Origin of the sequence: Collinsella tanakaei, from assembly GCF_016902615.1 — a bacterium.
GTDB lineage: Bacteria > Actinomycetota > Coriobacteriia > Coriobacteriales > Coriobacteriaceae > Collinsella > Collinsella tanakaei_A.
Window position 1 is genome coordinate 26,355 of record NZ_JACJMB010000008.1, and the last position, 15,497, is coordinate 41,851.

A 15,497-nucleotide genomic window follows, 5' to 3' on the forward strand; every position below is an offset into this window, starting at 1 on the left:
CAGGTATCGAGCGCGTGCGCATTTCGCGTACGCGCTTTGTGCTATGCCGTGGGAGCGCGGTATACTGCAACAGTTGTTCTGAGAGCATTCGTCCGGCATGTCGCCGGCAACGACGATGAAACCACGGGAGGTTCGCTCGTGCCTAGTATCGGTGGAACAGAGCTGGTGATCATCTTGGTGTTCGCCTTCCTGCTCTTCGGTCCCGATAAGCTTCCGCAGATGGGGCGCACGATCGGTCGCGCGCTTCGCCAGTTCCGCGAGACGCAGCAGAAACTGACCGACGTTGTCCAGACCGAGGTTGTGGACCCCATGGCGGCCGCTGCCAACGCACCGAAGCCGAAGAAGGGCGCCGCCGCCGGCACCGCGCCTGCTGCGGCAGACGATGATGATGCGGATATCGAGTCCACGTCTGGCTCTGCGGCCGCCCCGCGCCGCAAGGAGACGTTCGCCGAGCGCCGTGCGCGCCTGGCCGCCGAGAAGGCCGAGCGCGAGGCTGCAGAGGCCGCGCCCGAGGCCGATGAGGTCGCCGGCACCGCGTCCGCTGCTCCGGCTGCTGCTCCCGCTGAGGCTGCGCCCGCACAGAAGCCTGCGGCTGCCGAGCCGGCTGACACGCCGGCGCCTGCGGCTGAGGCTGCTGCCGAGGAGCCCCAGGTGACCACCACCGAGGACCTCTATGCGCGCCGCCCGCGCAAGCACCGCAAGGCTGAGCCCGCGGCTGCAGCCGACGCGACCGTTGAGGGCGATGCGACCGCCGATACCGCCAAGACCACGGAAGGGGGCGAGCGCTAATGCCGATCGGACCCGCTCGCATGCCGCTGCTCGACCACCTGGGTGAGCTGCGGCGCCGTCTGACCATCGTTGTCGTGTCCGTCCTCGTGGCGACCGTCGTCATGTACTTCGCCACGCCGGTTATCGTCGACATCCTGAAGGATCCCATCGCCTCGAAGCTGCCCGAGGGCACGAACTTCGTGATCACCACCTCGCTCGGCGGTTTCTCCATCCGATTCAACATCGCGCTCAAGGTTGCCGTCGTCATGTGCACGCCCATGATCGTGTGGCAGATCCTGGCGTTCTTCCTGCCGGCGCTCAAGCCGAATGAGCGCAAGTGGGTCGTCCCCACGGTGCTCGCCTCGGTGGCGCTGTTCTTCCTCGGCGCGATCTTCAGCTACTTCATCATCATCCCGGCAGGTTTCGAGTGGCTGATCGGCGAGACCATGTCCATCGCCGAGGTGCTGCCGAGCCTCGAGGACTACATCAACATCGAGATGCTCCTCATGATCGGCTTCGGCGTGGCGTTCCAGCTGCCGCTCATCGTGTTCTACCTCGCGGTGTTCCATATCGTTCCGTACGCGAGCTTCCGCGCGGCATGGCGCTACATCTACGTCATCATGCTCATCGTGTCCGCCTCGGTGACGCCGGATGCGAGCCCGGTGACGCTCATCTTCATGTACGCGGCGATGCTCGCCCTGTACGAGATCTCGCTGTTCATCACCCGCATCGTGATCGTGGCGCGCGAAGGCAAGCAGGGCCTCTACGGCAGCCGCCTGTCGTTCATGTCCGATGACGAGGATGATGAGTAGCGGATGCACGAGCTGGGACTTGTTTCCGGAATTCTCGATGTAGCGATCAAGACGGCGCGTGAGGCTGGTGCCTCGCGCGTCGTTTCCGTATCGCTGCGCATCGGTGACATGGCCGAGGTGAACGAGGAGTCGATGGACTTCGCCTGGGATATCCTTCGCGAAGACGACCCGCTGACGGCTGAGGCCGAGATGCAGGTCGAGTACGTGCGTCCGAAAAGCGTGTGCGTGAGCTGTGGGCATGAGTTCACCCACGACCGCTTCCACCTACGCTGCCCCGAATGCGGTAGCGGCCAGACGGTGCTTCTGGCTGGCCGCGAGATGGATATCGTGTCAATGGAGATCGAAACCCCGGATGACGACGGGTGAGGCGCGCCCTCGCGTGCCCGAAGGAGGATATATGGCAGAGAAGACCGTGGAGATCGGAAGCTCCATCCTGAGCCGCAATGAGCGTCTGGCCTCTGAGCTGCGCGAGCGCTTCGCGAAGACGCGTACCTATGTGGTGAACGTGTTGTCGAGCCCCGGCTCGGGCAAGAGCTCGACCATCCTCGCCACGAACGAGATTCTGCGCGAGCGCTTCGGCCTGCGCTGCGCCGTCATCGAGGGCGATATCGCGAGCGACGTGGATGCCGTCAAGATGAAGGAGGCGGGCATGCCCGCCATCCAGATCAACACGGGCGGCTTGTGCCACCTCGAGGGCAATATGATCAGCCAGGCGATCGACGCGCTCGACGCCGGCGTCGGCCTCGACAACATCGACGTCATCTTCATCGAGAACGTGGGCAACCTCGTGTGTCCTGTCGACTTCGATTTGGGTGAGAACCTCGCCGTCATGATCCTGTCCGTCCCGGAGGGCGATGACAAGCCCATCAAGTACCCGGGTATCTTCCAGCATGCAGGCGCGCTGCTGCTGAACAAGATCGACGTCGCGCCGGCATTCGACTTCGACATGGACGGCTACAACCGTACGCTCGACGACCTGAACCCTGAGGCCCCGCGCTTTTCGATCAGCGCCACGAAGGGCGAGGGCATGGACGCGTGGGCGGGGTGGCTCGCCGCGCAGATGGGCAGATAAGGGCCGAACAGGACGGCTTGCGGTTGGGAAGATGCGGATAATTCGCGCGTGCGGCTCACTTGTGGTACGTTGCGGTACACGACTTTGACGCCTGCGGCGTGCGCTGCGGGTGCATATATAGGTAAGGAGCCGCTTTGAAGCTCGTCATCACAGAGAAAAACGATGCCGCGCAACAGATTGCCCGTCTGCTCAGCACGGTCGGAAAGCCCAAGGCCGATAAGGTCTACAACACCCCTGTCTACCGCTTTACGGTTGACGGTGAGGAGTGGGTCACCATCGGTCTGCGCGGCCACATCCTGGCGCCCGATTTCCCCACCGAGCTCAAGTTCGACAAGAAGCTCGGCTGGTATGCCATCTCCCAGGAGGGCGAGATGCTGCCCGCCGACGTGCCGGACGGTCTGGCTCGCCCGCCGTATGAGTCCAAGCGCAAGCCGTTCCTCAAGGACGGCATCGACATCAAGGGCTGGAAGGTGCCGAGCCTGCCGTATCTGGTGTGGGCGCCCATCGAGAAGCTTCCGGCGGAGAAGGAGATCATCCGCGCGCTCAAGAACCTCGCGAAGAAGGCCGACTCCGTGGTGATCGGCACGGACTTCGACCGCGAGGGCGAGCTGATCGGCTCCGATGCCCTCGCCATGGTGCGCGACGTCGCGCCGGACGTGCCCGTGTCGCGCGCCCGCTACTCCGCCTTCACCAAGGCTGAGATCGATCATGCCTTCGCGAACCTCGTGGAGCTCGACCAGAACCTGGCGGACGCTGGCGAGTCCCGCCAGTACATCGACCTCATCTGGGGCGCCGCGCTCACGCGCTACCTCACCATGGCGAAGTTCGGCGGCTTCGGCAATGTGCGCTCCGCCGGTCGCGTGCAGACGCCCACGCTCGCCCTGGTCGTTGAGCGCGAGCGCGAGCGTCTCGCCTTCAAGCCCGAGGACTACTGGGTCATCTCCGGCGAGGCGCGTCCCGCCGGCGCCGATGACGATGCCGCCTTCAAGATCACGCATACCCAGGGGCGCTTTACCGACCAGCAGGCCGCATCCACCGCGTTTTCCCACGTGGAGGGCGCCAGTACGGGCACTGTCACGAGCGTGGTCAAGAAAAGCCGCACCCAGCGTCCGCCTGCGCCGTTCAACACCACGTCGCTGCAGGCCGCGGCGGCCGCCGAAGGCATCAGCCCGGCGCGTACCATGCGCATCGCCGAGTCGCTCTACATGGACGGTCTCATCTCGTATCCGCGCGTCGACAACACGGTCTACCCGCGTTCGCTCGACCTGCGCGCTACGGTGAAGGCGATCGCGGAGGTGCCGCAGTACGCGCCCGTCTGCCGCGAGCTGCTCTCGCGTGAGAAGCTCACCGCTACACGCGGCAAGACCGAGACGACGGACCACCCGCCCATCTATCCCACGGCGCCTGCGGACCCCACGAAGCTTGAGCCCGCGCAGTGGAAGCTCTACAACCTGATCGCCCGCCGCTTCTTGGCGACGCTGTCCGACGCTGCCGTCATCGAGGGCACGAAGATCGAGATCGACGTCGCGGGCGAGCCGTTTGCAGCATCCGGCGACGTGCTCAAGGTCCCGGGCTTTCGCGGCGTGTACCCCTTCGGCTTGAAGAAGGACGAGCAGCTGCCCGCCCTTGAGCAGGGGGATACCGTCGACATCCGCGACATGCAGCTCGAGGCAAAGCAGACCGAGCCGCCGGCGCGCTATTCCCAAGGCAAGCTCGTGCAGGAGATGGAGAAGCGTGGCCTGGGCACCAAGTCCACGCGCGCGAGCATCATCGAGCGCCTCTACCAGGTGAAGTACTTCAAGGGCACGCCGAGCGGTCCCATCGAGCCGAGCCAGCTCGGCATGGCGATCATCGACGCGCTCCACGAGTTCGCGCCGCGTATCACCACCCCGGATATGACGAGCGAGCTCGAAGAGGACATGACACACGTGGCCGAGGGCATCGATACCCAAGACCAGGTGGTCTACCACTCTCGCGCGCTGCTTGCGGGCATGCTCGATGCGCTTATCGAGCATAAGGACGACCTGGGCGAGGCGATCTCGGACGCCGTGACGGCAGACGCCAAGGTGGGTACCTGCCCCAAGTGCGGCAAGGACCTCGTCATGAAGACGAGCGCCAAGACCCGTGGCAGCTTCATCGGCTGCATGGGCTGGCCCGATTGCGACGTGACCTATCCCGTGCCCTCCGGCGTGCGCGTAAGCCCGCTCGAGGGCGAGGCTGCCGTGTGCCCTGAGTGCGGAGCGCCGCGCATCAAGTGCCAGCCGTTCCGTCAGAAGGCCTACGAGATCTGCGTGAACCCCAAGTGCCCCACGAACTACGAGCCCGACCTGAAGGTGGGGGAGTGCAAGGTCTGCGCCGAGGCCGGCCGCCACGGCGATCTGATTGCGCACAAGTCCGAGAAGAGCGGCAAGCGCTTCATCCGATGCACGAACTACGAGGAGTGCGGCGTGTCCTATCCGCTGCCCGGGCGTGGCAAGCTCGAAGCGACCGGTGAGGTCTGTGAGCATTGCGGCGCGCCGATCGTGGTGGTGCACACCGCGCGCGGTCCGTGGCGCATCTGCGTGAACATGGACTGCCCGGGCAAGGAGAAGAAGACGACGACCCGCGGGCGCAAGGGCGCCTCGACTGCGAAGAAGCCGGCTGCCAAGAAGACTGCCGCGAAGAAGACCGCAACGAAGTCGACGAAGAAGACGACGGCCAAGAAGGCCTCAAGCACGAAGAAGGTCGCCGAGTAGGGTCGCCGCTCGTCTGGATATCATTGCTCTGTCCGCCCTGGCTGTGTCCCCTGCGAACGTTTCGCAGAACGCGCGGCCAGGGCGGACAGCTTCACGTTAACGCTTTTGACGGCCGTTACAGGACGAGCGTCGAGTCGCGAGTGAGGTCGCTTCCTGCAGAAGCGCCGTTGCTGTCGACGATCAGGACATCATGGGCGCCGAAGGAGGTGGGGCCGGCAGTTCCCTCTTCCAGGACGTATACGATGCCGTCCTCGCAGCGGTAATAGCTTCTCTCGGTCGCCTGGGCGGCCAGGGTGCGGGAGGTTTCCTCGATAGCGGTGTCGGTATCGAGGAAATGCCCGTCGGTGGTCGAGAAGAACGTCTCGAGGGCGTCGACGGTCGCCGCGCGCAGGTCGTTTTCGCTCATGCCGAGTGCCTCGGTGGCGGAGAGCTGCTCGCCGGTCTCGAGGTCGAAGAACATGCCGCTGACGAAGCGCGTGCCGTGCGCGCCACCGTAAAAGCCGTAGGTATCGGTGCGGACGGACGCGACGCCGTCCTGGATGGAGACGATGTCGGCCGCATAGCCGTGGTCCTGTTCCTCGCCGGAGTCGAAGGTCCAGGCTTCCGCCTGCCTCCGCCGTTCCTCGACGCGCGTACGCAGGAAGTCGTTGATGACGGCGACGCCTGCGGGAGCGTCTCCTTCCTCGACGCAGATCTCGGAATAGCGCCAGATGACCTCCTGGTCGAACTCGAGACCAGGGCCCTGTGAGGAAGCGAGCGATGAGGTCTCCTCGTGCTCCTGCACGGTGTAGGCGGGACTGCCCGCAGCGGGTGCTGACTCCGCATCCGTTTCGGCATCCGGGTCGATGGCGCCGGATGCCTCACGGAGGAAGTCGAGCGTCTGCTGCGTCAGCTCGAGGGTCTCGTCGAGCTGGTCGGTGCCGCCCCTGGCGCTGAGCACAAGATGGCGCGAGGATTGCTCGATGCCAGCGGTGAGATCTGCTATCTCCTCCTCGTCAATCTCCCTGTCGTCATGGAAGCAGCGATACCCCTGGTCTTCGTAGATGTAGTCGAGCGTCAAGGTGGGCGCGAAGGTCGTGCCGTCAAAGGCGTAATAGCGCAGGGTCATGCTCGGCTGGCCTTCCGCTGCATGGGGCGATTCACCGTAGGTGCATGCCGAAAGCTCCAGCACGCCATCGTGCAGGTATGTCGTGAAGCATGCGTAACCGCCATCAAGCTTCTCGAGCACGCCGGGCTCGTTGAAGACAAGGTCGATCGCGCCGTCCCGATAGGCCCAGACTTCGACGGCGAACGCATCGACCTGTTGCTCAAGGTATCCGTCGACGCCCTCGATAAAGGTGGGGTGCGTGTTGTAGACGACGACAAGCTCCTCAGTGCCGTCGCCGTTGAAGTCGATGAGCTGGGCGAAGCACAGCCCGGTCATCATGTTCGTGCTCAAAGCGCCAGATGTCGTCCACGCGGGCTCGCCCACTTGCGCGATGTAGTCCTGGCACTTCTGCCAATAAAGCTCGTAGGCGGTCGGCTGGGGCGTCTGCGCGTCCGCATCGGGATCGGGGGCGACGACGATATCAGTCTCCGCATCCTGGTTGTCCGGCTCATACTCGAGGGGCAGCTGCTGGGGCACCTGCGAGGCGCTGGTGTCCCCGGTGCCGTCGGATGTCGTCTCGTTGACGATGTAGAGGACATAGGAGCCCTGCGGGAGGTCGTCGCCGAAGTCGGCCATGGTGAAGCCTCCCGGGCCGTCGACGTTCAAGCAGTACGGGGTGGTTTCGAGCTTGGACTGCGGGTCATCCTGCCCTGCATCGGGATTGACGAGCGATGCGCTATACAGGGTGATCGGCTCATCGGCGACGTCGTGGGGGATGATGCGCGTGGCGCGCGCGACCGGCACGCTCTCGTCTTGGCCAAAGCGGACTTCGGTTGGATGCTTCCCGAACAAGAGGATGCAGGCGACGACGATGACGGCGATAAGCACGATGGCTGCGATGGTGACGATGGCGCCGCGGCGAGGGTTCTTCTTGGGTGCCGTTTGGGCTCCGGGCATATCCGCTGTTGCGGGCGGAATGGGTGGGTGTGGCGCCGTGTTCGGTGGCTCAGATGTGGTATCAACGGTGCGATCGGGCGCTGTGGATGACCGATCGAGGGCGGCGGTTTTCGGGTCGGTGTGTGGCTGGGGGGCGTCTTGCGGGGAAGATGGGGCCTCGATGGGCACGGGTTCCGGATGCGCAACCGGGGCGCCGCATCTCGTGCAGAAGCGCATGCCCGGCTTCAGCTCATTACCGCAGTTGGTGCAAAACATCGCGTCCTCCCGTCCCATGGGATAGATGGACCCTGAGGGGGTCAGCTCCATCATAGGCGATGTGGGGCTTTGTGCTGGCGCGACTCGGTGTATACAAGGTGCAGCGGCTTGAGGCGGCTGCGCGCACGCGTCAGTGTATGATGTGTCCTACATCAGGACGGCGGGTGCCAAAGGAGGCATATCTCGTGTTCATCACACTCGAGGGAATCGACGGATGCGGCAAGTCGACGCAGGCGCGCCTGCTGGCAGCGGCGCTGGAGGGTGCCGGGCATACGGTCGTTACCGTGCGCGAGCCGGGCGGCGTCGACATTTCCGAGCAGATCCGCGCGATCCTGCTCGACCCCGCCAACAGCACCATGAGCGACACCTGCGAGCTGTTGCTCTACGCGGCGGCGCGCGCCCAGGTGGTGCATGAGGTGATCGCGCCCGCGCTTGCAGCCGGGTCGGTCGTCGTGTGCGACCGCTTCTTCGATTCCACGACGGCCTACCAGGGTTTTGCCGGCTCCTCGACGCGAGAGGACGCTGATGCGGCCAACGCGCTGGCTGTCGGTGATTTCCGGCCGGACCTGACGTTCGTGTTCGATATCGATCCGGCAGCGGCCGCCGCCCGTCGCGCCGAGCGCGCAGGAGGACCTGACCGCATGGAGGCCAAGGGTCTGGCGTTCCAGGAGCGCGTGGCGGAGGGATTTCGCACCATCGCCCGCGAGGAGCCCGGTCGCGTGCGCCTTGTGGACGCGACGCAGCCCGTCGACGCGGTGTTCGCCTGCGTGCTCGCCGAGCTCGCCCATGCGGGCCTGGCCATCGATGCCGCGAGCGCCCGCGCCGCGCTGCTTTCGGTGGGTGCCTAGCATGAGTACATCGCCGCGCAGCGGCCTGCTCGCCCAACTGGATACCCAGCCACGCGTGCGGGATTTCCTCGCCCGTGCCGTCGCGACGGGCAGGACGAGCCATGCCTACCTGTTCGTGGGCGCTCCCGGGTCGGGCAAGCTCGACGCCGCCTGGGCCCTCGCGCAGGCGCTTCTGTGCGACGAGGGCGGCTGCGGGGCATGCGACGCCTGCGTGCGCGTGGCGCGCCATACGCACCCCGACGTGCACCTCTTCCAGCCGGAGAGCGCTACGGGCTACCTGATCGCCCAGGTGCGCGACCTGCTTGAGGACGTGGCGCTTGCGCCCATCCGCGGCGCGCGCAAGGTCTATATCATCGACCGCGCTGAGCAGCTCCGTTCCAATTCGGCGAACGCGCTGCTGAAAACCCTCGAGGAGCCCCCAGCGCACACGACGTTCATCCTGCTTGGCACCTCGACCGACGTGATGCTTTCCACCATCGTCTCGCGCTGCCAGTGCGTGCCGTTCCGCATGCTGTCGACCGATGAGTCGGCCGAGGCGGTGGCGCATGCCACGGGCCTTGCGCTCGCGCGCTGCCGCATGGCGGTGGCGGTTGCGGGGAGCCCGGCGCGCGCCATCGAGTTTCTGAAGAGCGCTGAGCGCCAGGAGGCGCGCCGCCAGATGCTGCGCGCCGTCGACGCGTTGCCGCATGCGGACGAGGCGGACATCTTGCTTTCGGCAAAAGATCTCATGGGCGCGATCCGCGCGCCGCTCGCCGACGTGAAGTCGACTCAGCAGGCCGTGCTCGAGAGGGATGCGGACTATCTGTCTCGTGGAGCCTTGAAGCAGCTGGAGGAGCGCAACAAGCGCGAACTTACCGCCCGCGAGCGTTCGGGTATCATGGAAGCGCTGGCGAGCGTGCGCGTCCTTCTGCGCGATGTGCTGATGAGCCTCGAGGGCGTCGCGGACGGCGTCGTCGATGAGGACGCGGCAGATATCGTCGCGCGCCTTGCCGCCGTGACCACCACGTCCGGCGTCGTGTGCGCTCTGGACGCCGTGAGCGACGCGGAGCGGCGCATCGCCCGCAACATTACCCCTCAGCTGACCATCGAGGTCATGCTCTTCGATATCAGGAAGGCTCTTGTATGCCTGTAGTCGTACCAGTTAAGTTCTCCTTCGCCTCGCGCGACCTGTGGTTCGATCCGCAGGGGCTCGATATCATGCAGGGCGATCACGCCATCTGCTCGACGGAGCGCGGCACGGAGTTCGGCCTCGTGACGGCCGACCCGTTCGAGGTGCCCGCCTCCGAGCTCGCGGCGCCTCTGAAGCCGGTGCTCGGCATCGCGACCGATGCGGATTACGACCGCGCCGACGAGCTCGCGCGCCGCGGCGAGGCCGCGATGGCCGACTTCCGCGAGCTTATCGAGAAGAACGGACTCGACATGAAGCCCGTTGGCGTCGAGTTCCTGTTCGGCGGGGAGAAGGTCGTCTTCTACTTCGCCGCCGAGGACCGCGTGGACTTCCGTCAGCTTGTGAAGGATCTGTCCGGGCGCTTCCGCATGCGCGTCGACATGCGCCAGATCGGCGTGCGCGACGAGACCCGCCTGGTCGGCGGATACGCGCATTGCGGCCAGGAGCTGTGCTGCACGCGGTTCGGCGGCCAGTTCGAACCCGTGAGCATCCGCATGGCCAAAGAGCAGGACCTGCCGCTGAACTCGTCCAAGATCTCGGGTGTGTGCGGCCGCCTCATGTGCTGCCTGCGCTACGAGTTCGAGGCTTATAAGGACTTCAAGGGCCGCGCTCCGAAGAAGAAGGCGATTATCGACACACCGCTCGGCAAGGCGCGCATCCAGGAATACGACACGCCCAAGGAGCAGCTCGTCTTGCGCCTGGAGAACGGCAAGGCGTTCCGCGTGAACCTGGCGGACATGACCTGCTCGGACGAGTGCAAGAAGCGCAGCCGCGAGCAGGGGTGCGCCTGCCGTCCGGACACCGTGACCCGCGAGGTGCTCGACCGCATCGAGTCGCCCGAGATCAAGCTTGCGCTCATGGAGCTCGATCGCGAGATGGGCGTGAACGTGGGCGACGGGCTGGACAGCTCCGACCGCATCGTCGCCGCCGGCCCCACGCCGCGCCGCAAGAAGCAGCGCGAGGAGGAGGCCGCCCGCGCCGAGGGCGCCGGTTCGCGCAAGCGCAACCGCCGCGCCAAGTCCGATCAGGACACCTCGGCGTCCCAGGCCGAGCAGGGCTCCTCGCGCCGTCGCCGCCGTCGTGCGGATGCGCCCGCCGCGCAGGGTGCGGCGCAGCAGGACGCTTCCGCGCAGCAGCCGTCCTCGCGTCGTCGCCGCAGGCACCTGTCCGCTGAGGAGCGCGATAATGCCTTCCGCGCGGCAGCTGCGCGCGAGCAGCGCTCCGCAGACGATGCGGGCACCCGTCCGTCCGATGAGGCCGGCCCCTCGCGCCCCTCGCGCCGCCGTCGTCATAAGTCGGCGTCCGACCAGGGCAAGGGCGAGGGACGCAGCGGCCAGTCGGTGAAGCCCGATGTGCCGTCCGTCGCCGAGCAGGTTGCCTCGGGCAAGGTGAAGGTTTCGCGCCGCCGGCCCGGTGACGGGGGCGGCAACGTGGAGCGCAGCGCGCCTGCGTCCGGTGCGAACCAGGCTCCCGATGGAGGCGAGGGCGGCGAGAAGAAGCGCCGTCGCCGTCGCCGTTCGCGCAAGCCCCGCGGCGGTTCCGAGGGGACCGGTGCGAGCGACGCGCCGTCGACGCCGGAGCGCTAGAACCTGTCCGCGTCACCTTCGCGCAGGTGTCCTATACTGATGTGACCCTCTCCCGTGTTTGCGCGGGGGAGGGTTTTTCATGTGCGGTAAGGATGATGGGGCGAATCTGTTTGATGGGGATGCGCCAGTGCTTCGGGCGCTTGGGGTCCTGTGTGACGCGGCGCTCGAGGCGCTCTCTCCCACGCGCTGCGCGGGGTGCGAGCGGCCGGGCGAGCTGATCTGCGGGGACTGCTTGACGCGCCTGGACCTGATAGATCCCGCGACCGCGTGCACCCATTGCGGCGCACCCTTTGGCTCGCTCGTATGCACCGAGTGCACGCCCGCGACCGGCGAGCCCCATGTTCTGCGCACCTCTGCGATCGGTCGCGTGCTCGCCGTGGCGGTCTTTGACGGTCCGATGCCGCGCATCGTCCGCGCGTACAAGGACGCCGGGGAGCAGCGCTTGGCGCCGCTTTTCGCCGACATGCTGCTCGATGCCGCAGTACATGCCCAAGCGAGCGCCGAGGACCGCTATGGCGGGCTGTTGGACGATGCGGACGCGCTTATCTTCGTTCCGGCGACCGCCTCCGCGTACCGTCGGCGCGGGTTCGACCACATGGGCGCCATCGCGAGCGCGCTCGCGCGCTCGGCGGGCATACCTCTCGTCGATGCGCTCGTGAAGCACGGCAGCTCCGACCAGCGCCTGCTCGGGCGAGCCGACCGAAAACTTCAAGCCCAGGGTGCCTACGAGGTGGTGGAGGATGTCCGCGGAGCGCGCATCCTGCTGATCGATGACGTCATCACCACCGGCTCGACCGTCGCCGCCGCAGCGGACGCGCTCGCGCGCGCCGGCGCGTGCCATGTCGACGCGCTCGCGCTCGCCCGTGTGCTGAGCTAGGGCGCCGGATGGGGAGCCCCGAGACAGATTCTGTAAAGGAGCTGACGTGAATCTGCCGGCCAGCCGGGGCGTCGGTAACCATTGGTTGAACCGTACCTGCTATAATGCGCTCGTTCCCGCCAGGCTGTGGTTGCGGTGGGCGGCCCTGTGCGTGCCCTCCTAGTCCAAGGCAGACGCGGCCGAAAGGATCCACGTAAGCGACCGCGTGCGCGCGGCGCGATCATGGCGCGTCCTAGAGGTAAGTCGCACCGTCCGTTCTATGTCTTTTGGGGCGCAGGGCCCCTGCGGGCGAGCGGGCAAGTCGTGAGGTCGCTGCGGCGACGCAAGCAAACGCTCCAGTGCGCAGGTGTGGGGTCAAAGACCAGGTCAGCTGGGGGAACGCCATAGGTAAGTTCTGCCGGTGCGGAAGGCGCCGGCAACGGACGCGCGGACGCGCGTGGTGATGGATGGAGAAGATCGGTATGCGTGGACGGGGTTCACGGCGGATGGGGCTCTTCGCGGCAGTGGCGCTTACGGTGGCACTCGGACTGGGGGGTTGCTCGCTGTTCACGCCCTCGCGCGCCGACGTCGCTCATGAGCAGGTGGAAGCGCAGATACCCGCCGACTCGCTCGTGCAGGAAGGCGTCTTGACGGTCGCGTTCAACTTCTCCGATGCCCCTCAGGGCATGACGGCCGCTGACGGCTCCGTCACCGGCTACGATGCGGACCTCGCTCGGCTGCTCGCCCAGGACCTCGGACTCGAGGTTTCGTTCGTGGACGCCGCCGGCCCCTCCGACGCGCTGTCCTCCGGATCGGCGGATATCTACATCGGCGCCTCGTCTTCCGATGCGTCCTCCTCCGTGACGGTGATCGGCGATCTTCTGGAGGACGCTCCCGCCCTGTTCTGCGGCCCCTCTGTCGGTTCGACCATCTCGAGTGCGGGCCTCTCCACCCTGACGGTGGGAGTCCAGTCCTCATCGGCGGCGCAGGACGCGCTCACGAAGACGGGGCTTCTCGGCGAGCAGCGTACCTACGGCAACGTCAACGAGTGCTTCGAGGCGCTCGCGTCGGGCGAGGTCGATTGCATCGCGTGCGATGCGACGGCCGGCGCCTACCTGTCGCGCGCCTACGAGGGCGTCACCTTTGCCGGTATTCTCGACACCGCGTCGGTCTACGGCGTCGCCGTCTCGTCCTCTAACTCCTCGGTCGCCGACGCCCTGTCCGCGACGCTCGACGAGATCTCCTCGAACGGGACGCTCGATGCCGTGCATGCCGCGTGGTATGGCGCGCTTCCCGTCACCCTGTCCGAGGATGTGCTTCCCGGCGTGACGATCTCCGTGCCCGATGAGGGGATCTCCGGTGACGAGGCGGCGCAGACGGGCACGATGATCGACAGCGATGTCGATATCAACGACCTGAACGGCTAGGCAAACACTGACGAGGCATCTATGCGCCCGCAGGCGTCAAGCATGGCGCCTGCGGGCGCAGCTGTATCGGTGCGGGTACATCCCGTTGCTGCTCCACGGTTGCGAAAGTCCTCGACCAGCGTGTTCTCGAGTTGCATGCTTCCTACACGAAGCATGCGCGCCGGAGGGGTGCATATCGGTATCCGGCCGGCTTCTGTTCGCGAGCGGGCGAGTGCGTTTTGTCGTTTAGCCCCTTCAAGTTATGGGGTACAACAACAGTGCGTCCTATTCCCGGATAGAAAAGGAGCCACGTATGGATATCAAGGTTTCTGGGCGGAAAACCACAGTTACCGATGCTCTGCGTGCGCGCGTCGAGGAAAAAGTCGGCGAAGCCTGCAAGGTGTTCGACATCGAGCCCATGACCGTCGATGTCGTTCTTCGCTATGAGAAGAATCCCTCCAACCCCAATCCCGCCATCGTTGAGGTCACGGTACGCGCCCGCGGCTCGGTGATTCGCGTCGCCGAGCACGGCACCGACATGTACGCCGCGATCGACGAGGCATCTGACAAGGTGACCCGTCAGCTGCGCAAGTTCAAGACCAAGGTCGTCGACAACCGCCAGCAGGGTCCGTCTGCCGCCGATGTGGCACCCATCACGCCGGTGGAGGATCTGGCCGACCTGCTCATCCCCGAGGATGAGGACGATCAGCTCGTTCGTGAGAAGATCATCGACATCACGCCGATGACCGAGGAGCAGGCGCTCGTGCAGACCGACCTGCTCGGCCATGACTTCTATGTGTTCGAGAACGCCACGACGGGTCTTATCAATGTGGTCTATCACCGTAAGAATGGTGGATACGGCATCATCAAGCCCAAGATTGAGGAGCTTGACGAGTAGAATGCATTAGATGCATGAGTCTAGGATGGCGGTCATCCCCATGCGGGATGGCCGCCATCTTGCTGAGATGCGAAAGGATCTCGATGAACGACACCGCTACAGGATCAAGTCACGCCCATCGCGTCCGCATCGTCGTCGACACCTGCGCGGATCTCACGCCCGAGATCGCCGCGTCGCTCGATGTCGATATCCTCGGATTCCCCTACATTCTCGACGGCGTCGAGCACACCGACGACATCTGGACCTCGATCACCCCGGCGGAGTTCTACGACAAGCTGCGCTCCGGCGTGAAGGCCTCGACGTCGGCGGTATCGCTCGGCCGCTACCTGGAGTTCTTCACCGAATGCGCCAAAGAGGGTACGCCGACCGTGTACCTGTGCTTCACCTCGGCGCTTTCGAGCAGCTACAGCTCCGCGCTCTCTGCGGCGGAGCAGGTGCGCGCGCAGTATCCCGATTTCGAGCTGTATGTGGTCGACAACGCGCTGCCCTGCGCGTGCGGCGAGCTGCTCGCGCTCGAGGCGGTCCGCCAGCGTGCAGCCGGCTTGACGGCGCGCGAGCTCGCGGCATGGGCCGATGAGGCCAAGACGTGCGTACACGGTTATTTCACGCTCGACAGCCTCGATTCCCTGGCGGCGGGCGGCCGCATTCCGCCGGCAGCCGCGCAGCTGTCCTCCAAGCTCGATATCAAGCCCGAGCTTTCATTCGATCTTTCCGGCTCGCTGACGCTCATCGGCGTGAACCGCGGCCGCAAGAAGGCGCTGAAGTCGCTCATCAAGTCGTTCAAGGACAACTACATCCTCGATCCCGCCATGCCGATCACCATCGTGTCGGCCGACGCGGAGAAGGATGCCGACTGGGTCGAGGCCGCCGTTCGCCGCGAGGAGGGCTGCGCCAACGCGACCATCATCCGTGGTGCGGTGGGTCCGACCATCGGTGCGCACGTCGGTCCCGGCATGGTCGCGCTCATCTTCTGGGGCCGCGACCGCGCCGAGAAGGTGTCGCTGTCCGACCGCATCGCCCGCAAGGTGCGCGGCGCGAACGCATAGGGC

Annotated in this window: 13 protein-coding genes and 1 pseudogene; 12 read left to right on the forward strand and 2 right to left on the reverse strand. The window is 65.8% G+C overall.

Going from position 1 to position 15,497, the window contains the following annotated elements:
- Window positions 1-138 precede the first annotated feature (138 nt).
- The 5 genes from H6A21_RS04210 (at window position 139) to H6A21_RS04230 (ending at window position 5,387) form a co-directional block, all read left to right on the forward strand.
- On the forward strand, window positions 139-789 hold the full coding sequence (locus H6A21_RS04210) for a twin-arginine translocase TatA/TatE family subunit (RefSeq protein ID WP_204560585.1): 651 nt from the start codon (window positions 139-141) through the stop codon (window positions 787-789).
- The gene (tatC, locus tag H6A21_RS04215; RefSeq protein ID WP_204560586.1) at window positions 789-1,580 is read left to right on the forward strand and encodes a twin-arginine translocase subunit TatC; all 792 of its coding nucleotides are present in this window, start codon (window positions 789-791) and stop codon (window positions 1,578-1,580) included. Before H6A21_RS04210 ends, tatC begins: the two co-directional genes overlap by 1 nt.
- Window positions 1,581-1,583: 3 nt before the next feature.
- On the forward strand, window positions 1,584-1,946 hold the full coding sequence (locus H6A21_RS04220; RefSeq protein WP_204560588.1) for a hydrogenase maturation nickel metallochaperone HypA: 363 nt from the start codon (window positions 1,584-1,586) through the stop codon (window positions 1,944-1,946).
- A 31-nt stretch (window positions 1,947-1,977) separates the two neighbouring features.
- Window positions 1,978-2,652, forward strand: a complete 675-nt coding sequence (hypB, locus tag H6A21_RS04225; protein WP_204560589.1) for a hydrogenase nickel incorporation protein HypB — start codon at window positions 1,978-1,980, stop codon at window positions 2,650-2,652.
- 134 nt (window positions 2,653-2,786) lie between these two features.
- Window positions 2,787-5,387: a DNA topoisomerase I gene (locus tag H6A21_RS04230; RefSeq protein WP_204560591.1), complete on the forward strand. Its 2,601-nt coding sequence runs from the start codon at window positions 2,787-2,789 to the stop codon at window positions 5,385-5,387.
- 115 nt (window positions 5,388-5,502) lie between these two features.
- On the opposite strand, the gene H6A21_RS04235 is transcribed toward H6A21_RS04230, so the two are convergent.
- Window positions 5,503-7,431, reverse strand: coding sequence for a DUF4163 domain-containing protein (locus tag H6A21_RS04235; RefSeq protein ID WP_239462650.1), 1,929 nt, complete (start codon window positions 7,429-7,431; stop codon window positions 5,503-5,505).
- Window positions 7,432-7,620: 189 nt separating this feature from the next.
- A pseudogene (locus H6A21_RS11280) lies at window positions 7,621-7,740 on the reverse strand (zinc-ribbon domain-containing protein); the annotation flags it as partial.
- 131 nt (window positions 7,741-7,871) lie between these two features.
- Here H6A21_RS11280 and tmk point away from each other — a divergent pair.
- The 7 genes from tmk to H6A21_RS04270 all read left to right on the forward strand — a co-directional run bounded on the left by tmk (window position 7,872) and on the right by H6A21_RS04270 (window position 15,494).
- Window positions 7,872-8,534 (forward strand): dTMP kinase, encoded by a 663-nt coding sequence (gene tmk / locus H6A21_RS04240; protein ID WP_342636059.1) that lies wholly within the window; start codon window positions 7,872-7,874, stop codon window positions 8,532-8,534.
- Between the two features lies 1 nt (window position 8,535).
- A complete protein-coding gene (gene holB / locus H6A21_RS04245) occupies window positions 8,536-9,666 on the forward strand; it encodes a DNA polymerase III subunit delta' (protein WP_204560594.1) in 1,131 nt (376 codons plus the stop codon).
- Window positions 9,657-11,288 (forward strand): PSP1 domain-containing protein, encoded by a 1,632-nt coding sequence (locus H6A21_RS04250; RefSeq protein ID WP_204560596.1) that lies wholly within the window; start codon window positions 9,657-9,659, stop codon window positions 11,286-11,288. The genes holB and H6A21_RS04250 overlap by 10 nt, the downstream gene beginning before the upstream one ends.
- A 79-nt stretch (window positions 11,289-11,367) precedes the next feature.
- The gene (locus H6A21_RS04255) at window positions 11,368-12,165 is read left to right on the forward strand and encodes a ComF family protein (protein WP_204560598.1); all 798 of its coding nucleotides are present in this window, start codon (window positions 11,368-11,370) and stop codon (window positions 12,163-12,165) included.
- A gap of 446 nt (window positions 12,166-12,611) precedes the next feature.
- Entirely contained in the window at window positions 12,612-13,571 is a 960-nt protein-coding gene (locus H6A21_RS04260; RefSeq protein ID WP_204560600.1) for a substrate-binding periplasmic protein, read from the forward strand.
- Window positions 13,572-13,863: 292 nt separating this feature from the next.
- Window positions 13,864-14,448: a ribosome hibernation-promoting factor, HPF/YfiA family gene (gene hpf / locus H6A21_RS04265; RefSeq protein ID WP_204560602.1), complete on the forward strand. Its 585-nt coding sequence runs from the start codon at window positions 13,864-13,866 to the stop codon at window positions 14,446-14,448.
- Between the two features lie 83 nt (window positions 14,449-14,531).
- On the forward strand, window positions 14,532-15,494 hold the full coding sequence (locus H6A21_RS04270; protein WP_204560604.1) for a DegV family protein: 963 nt from the start codon (window positions 14,532-14,534) through the stop codon (window positions 15,492-15,494).
- Window positions 15,495-15,497: the final 3 nt, after the last annotated feature.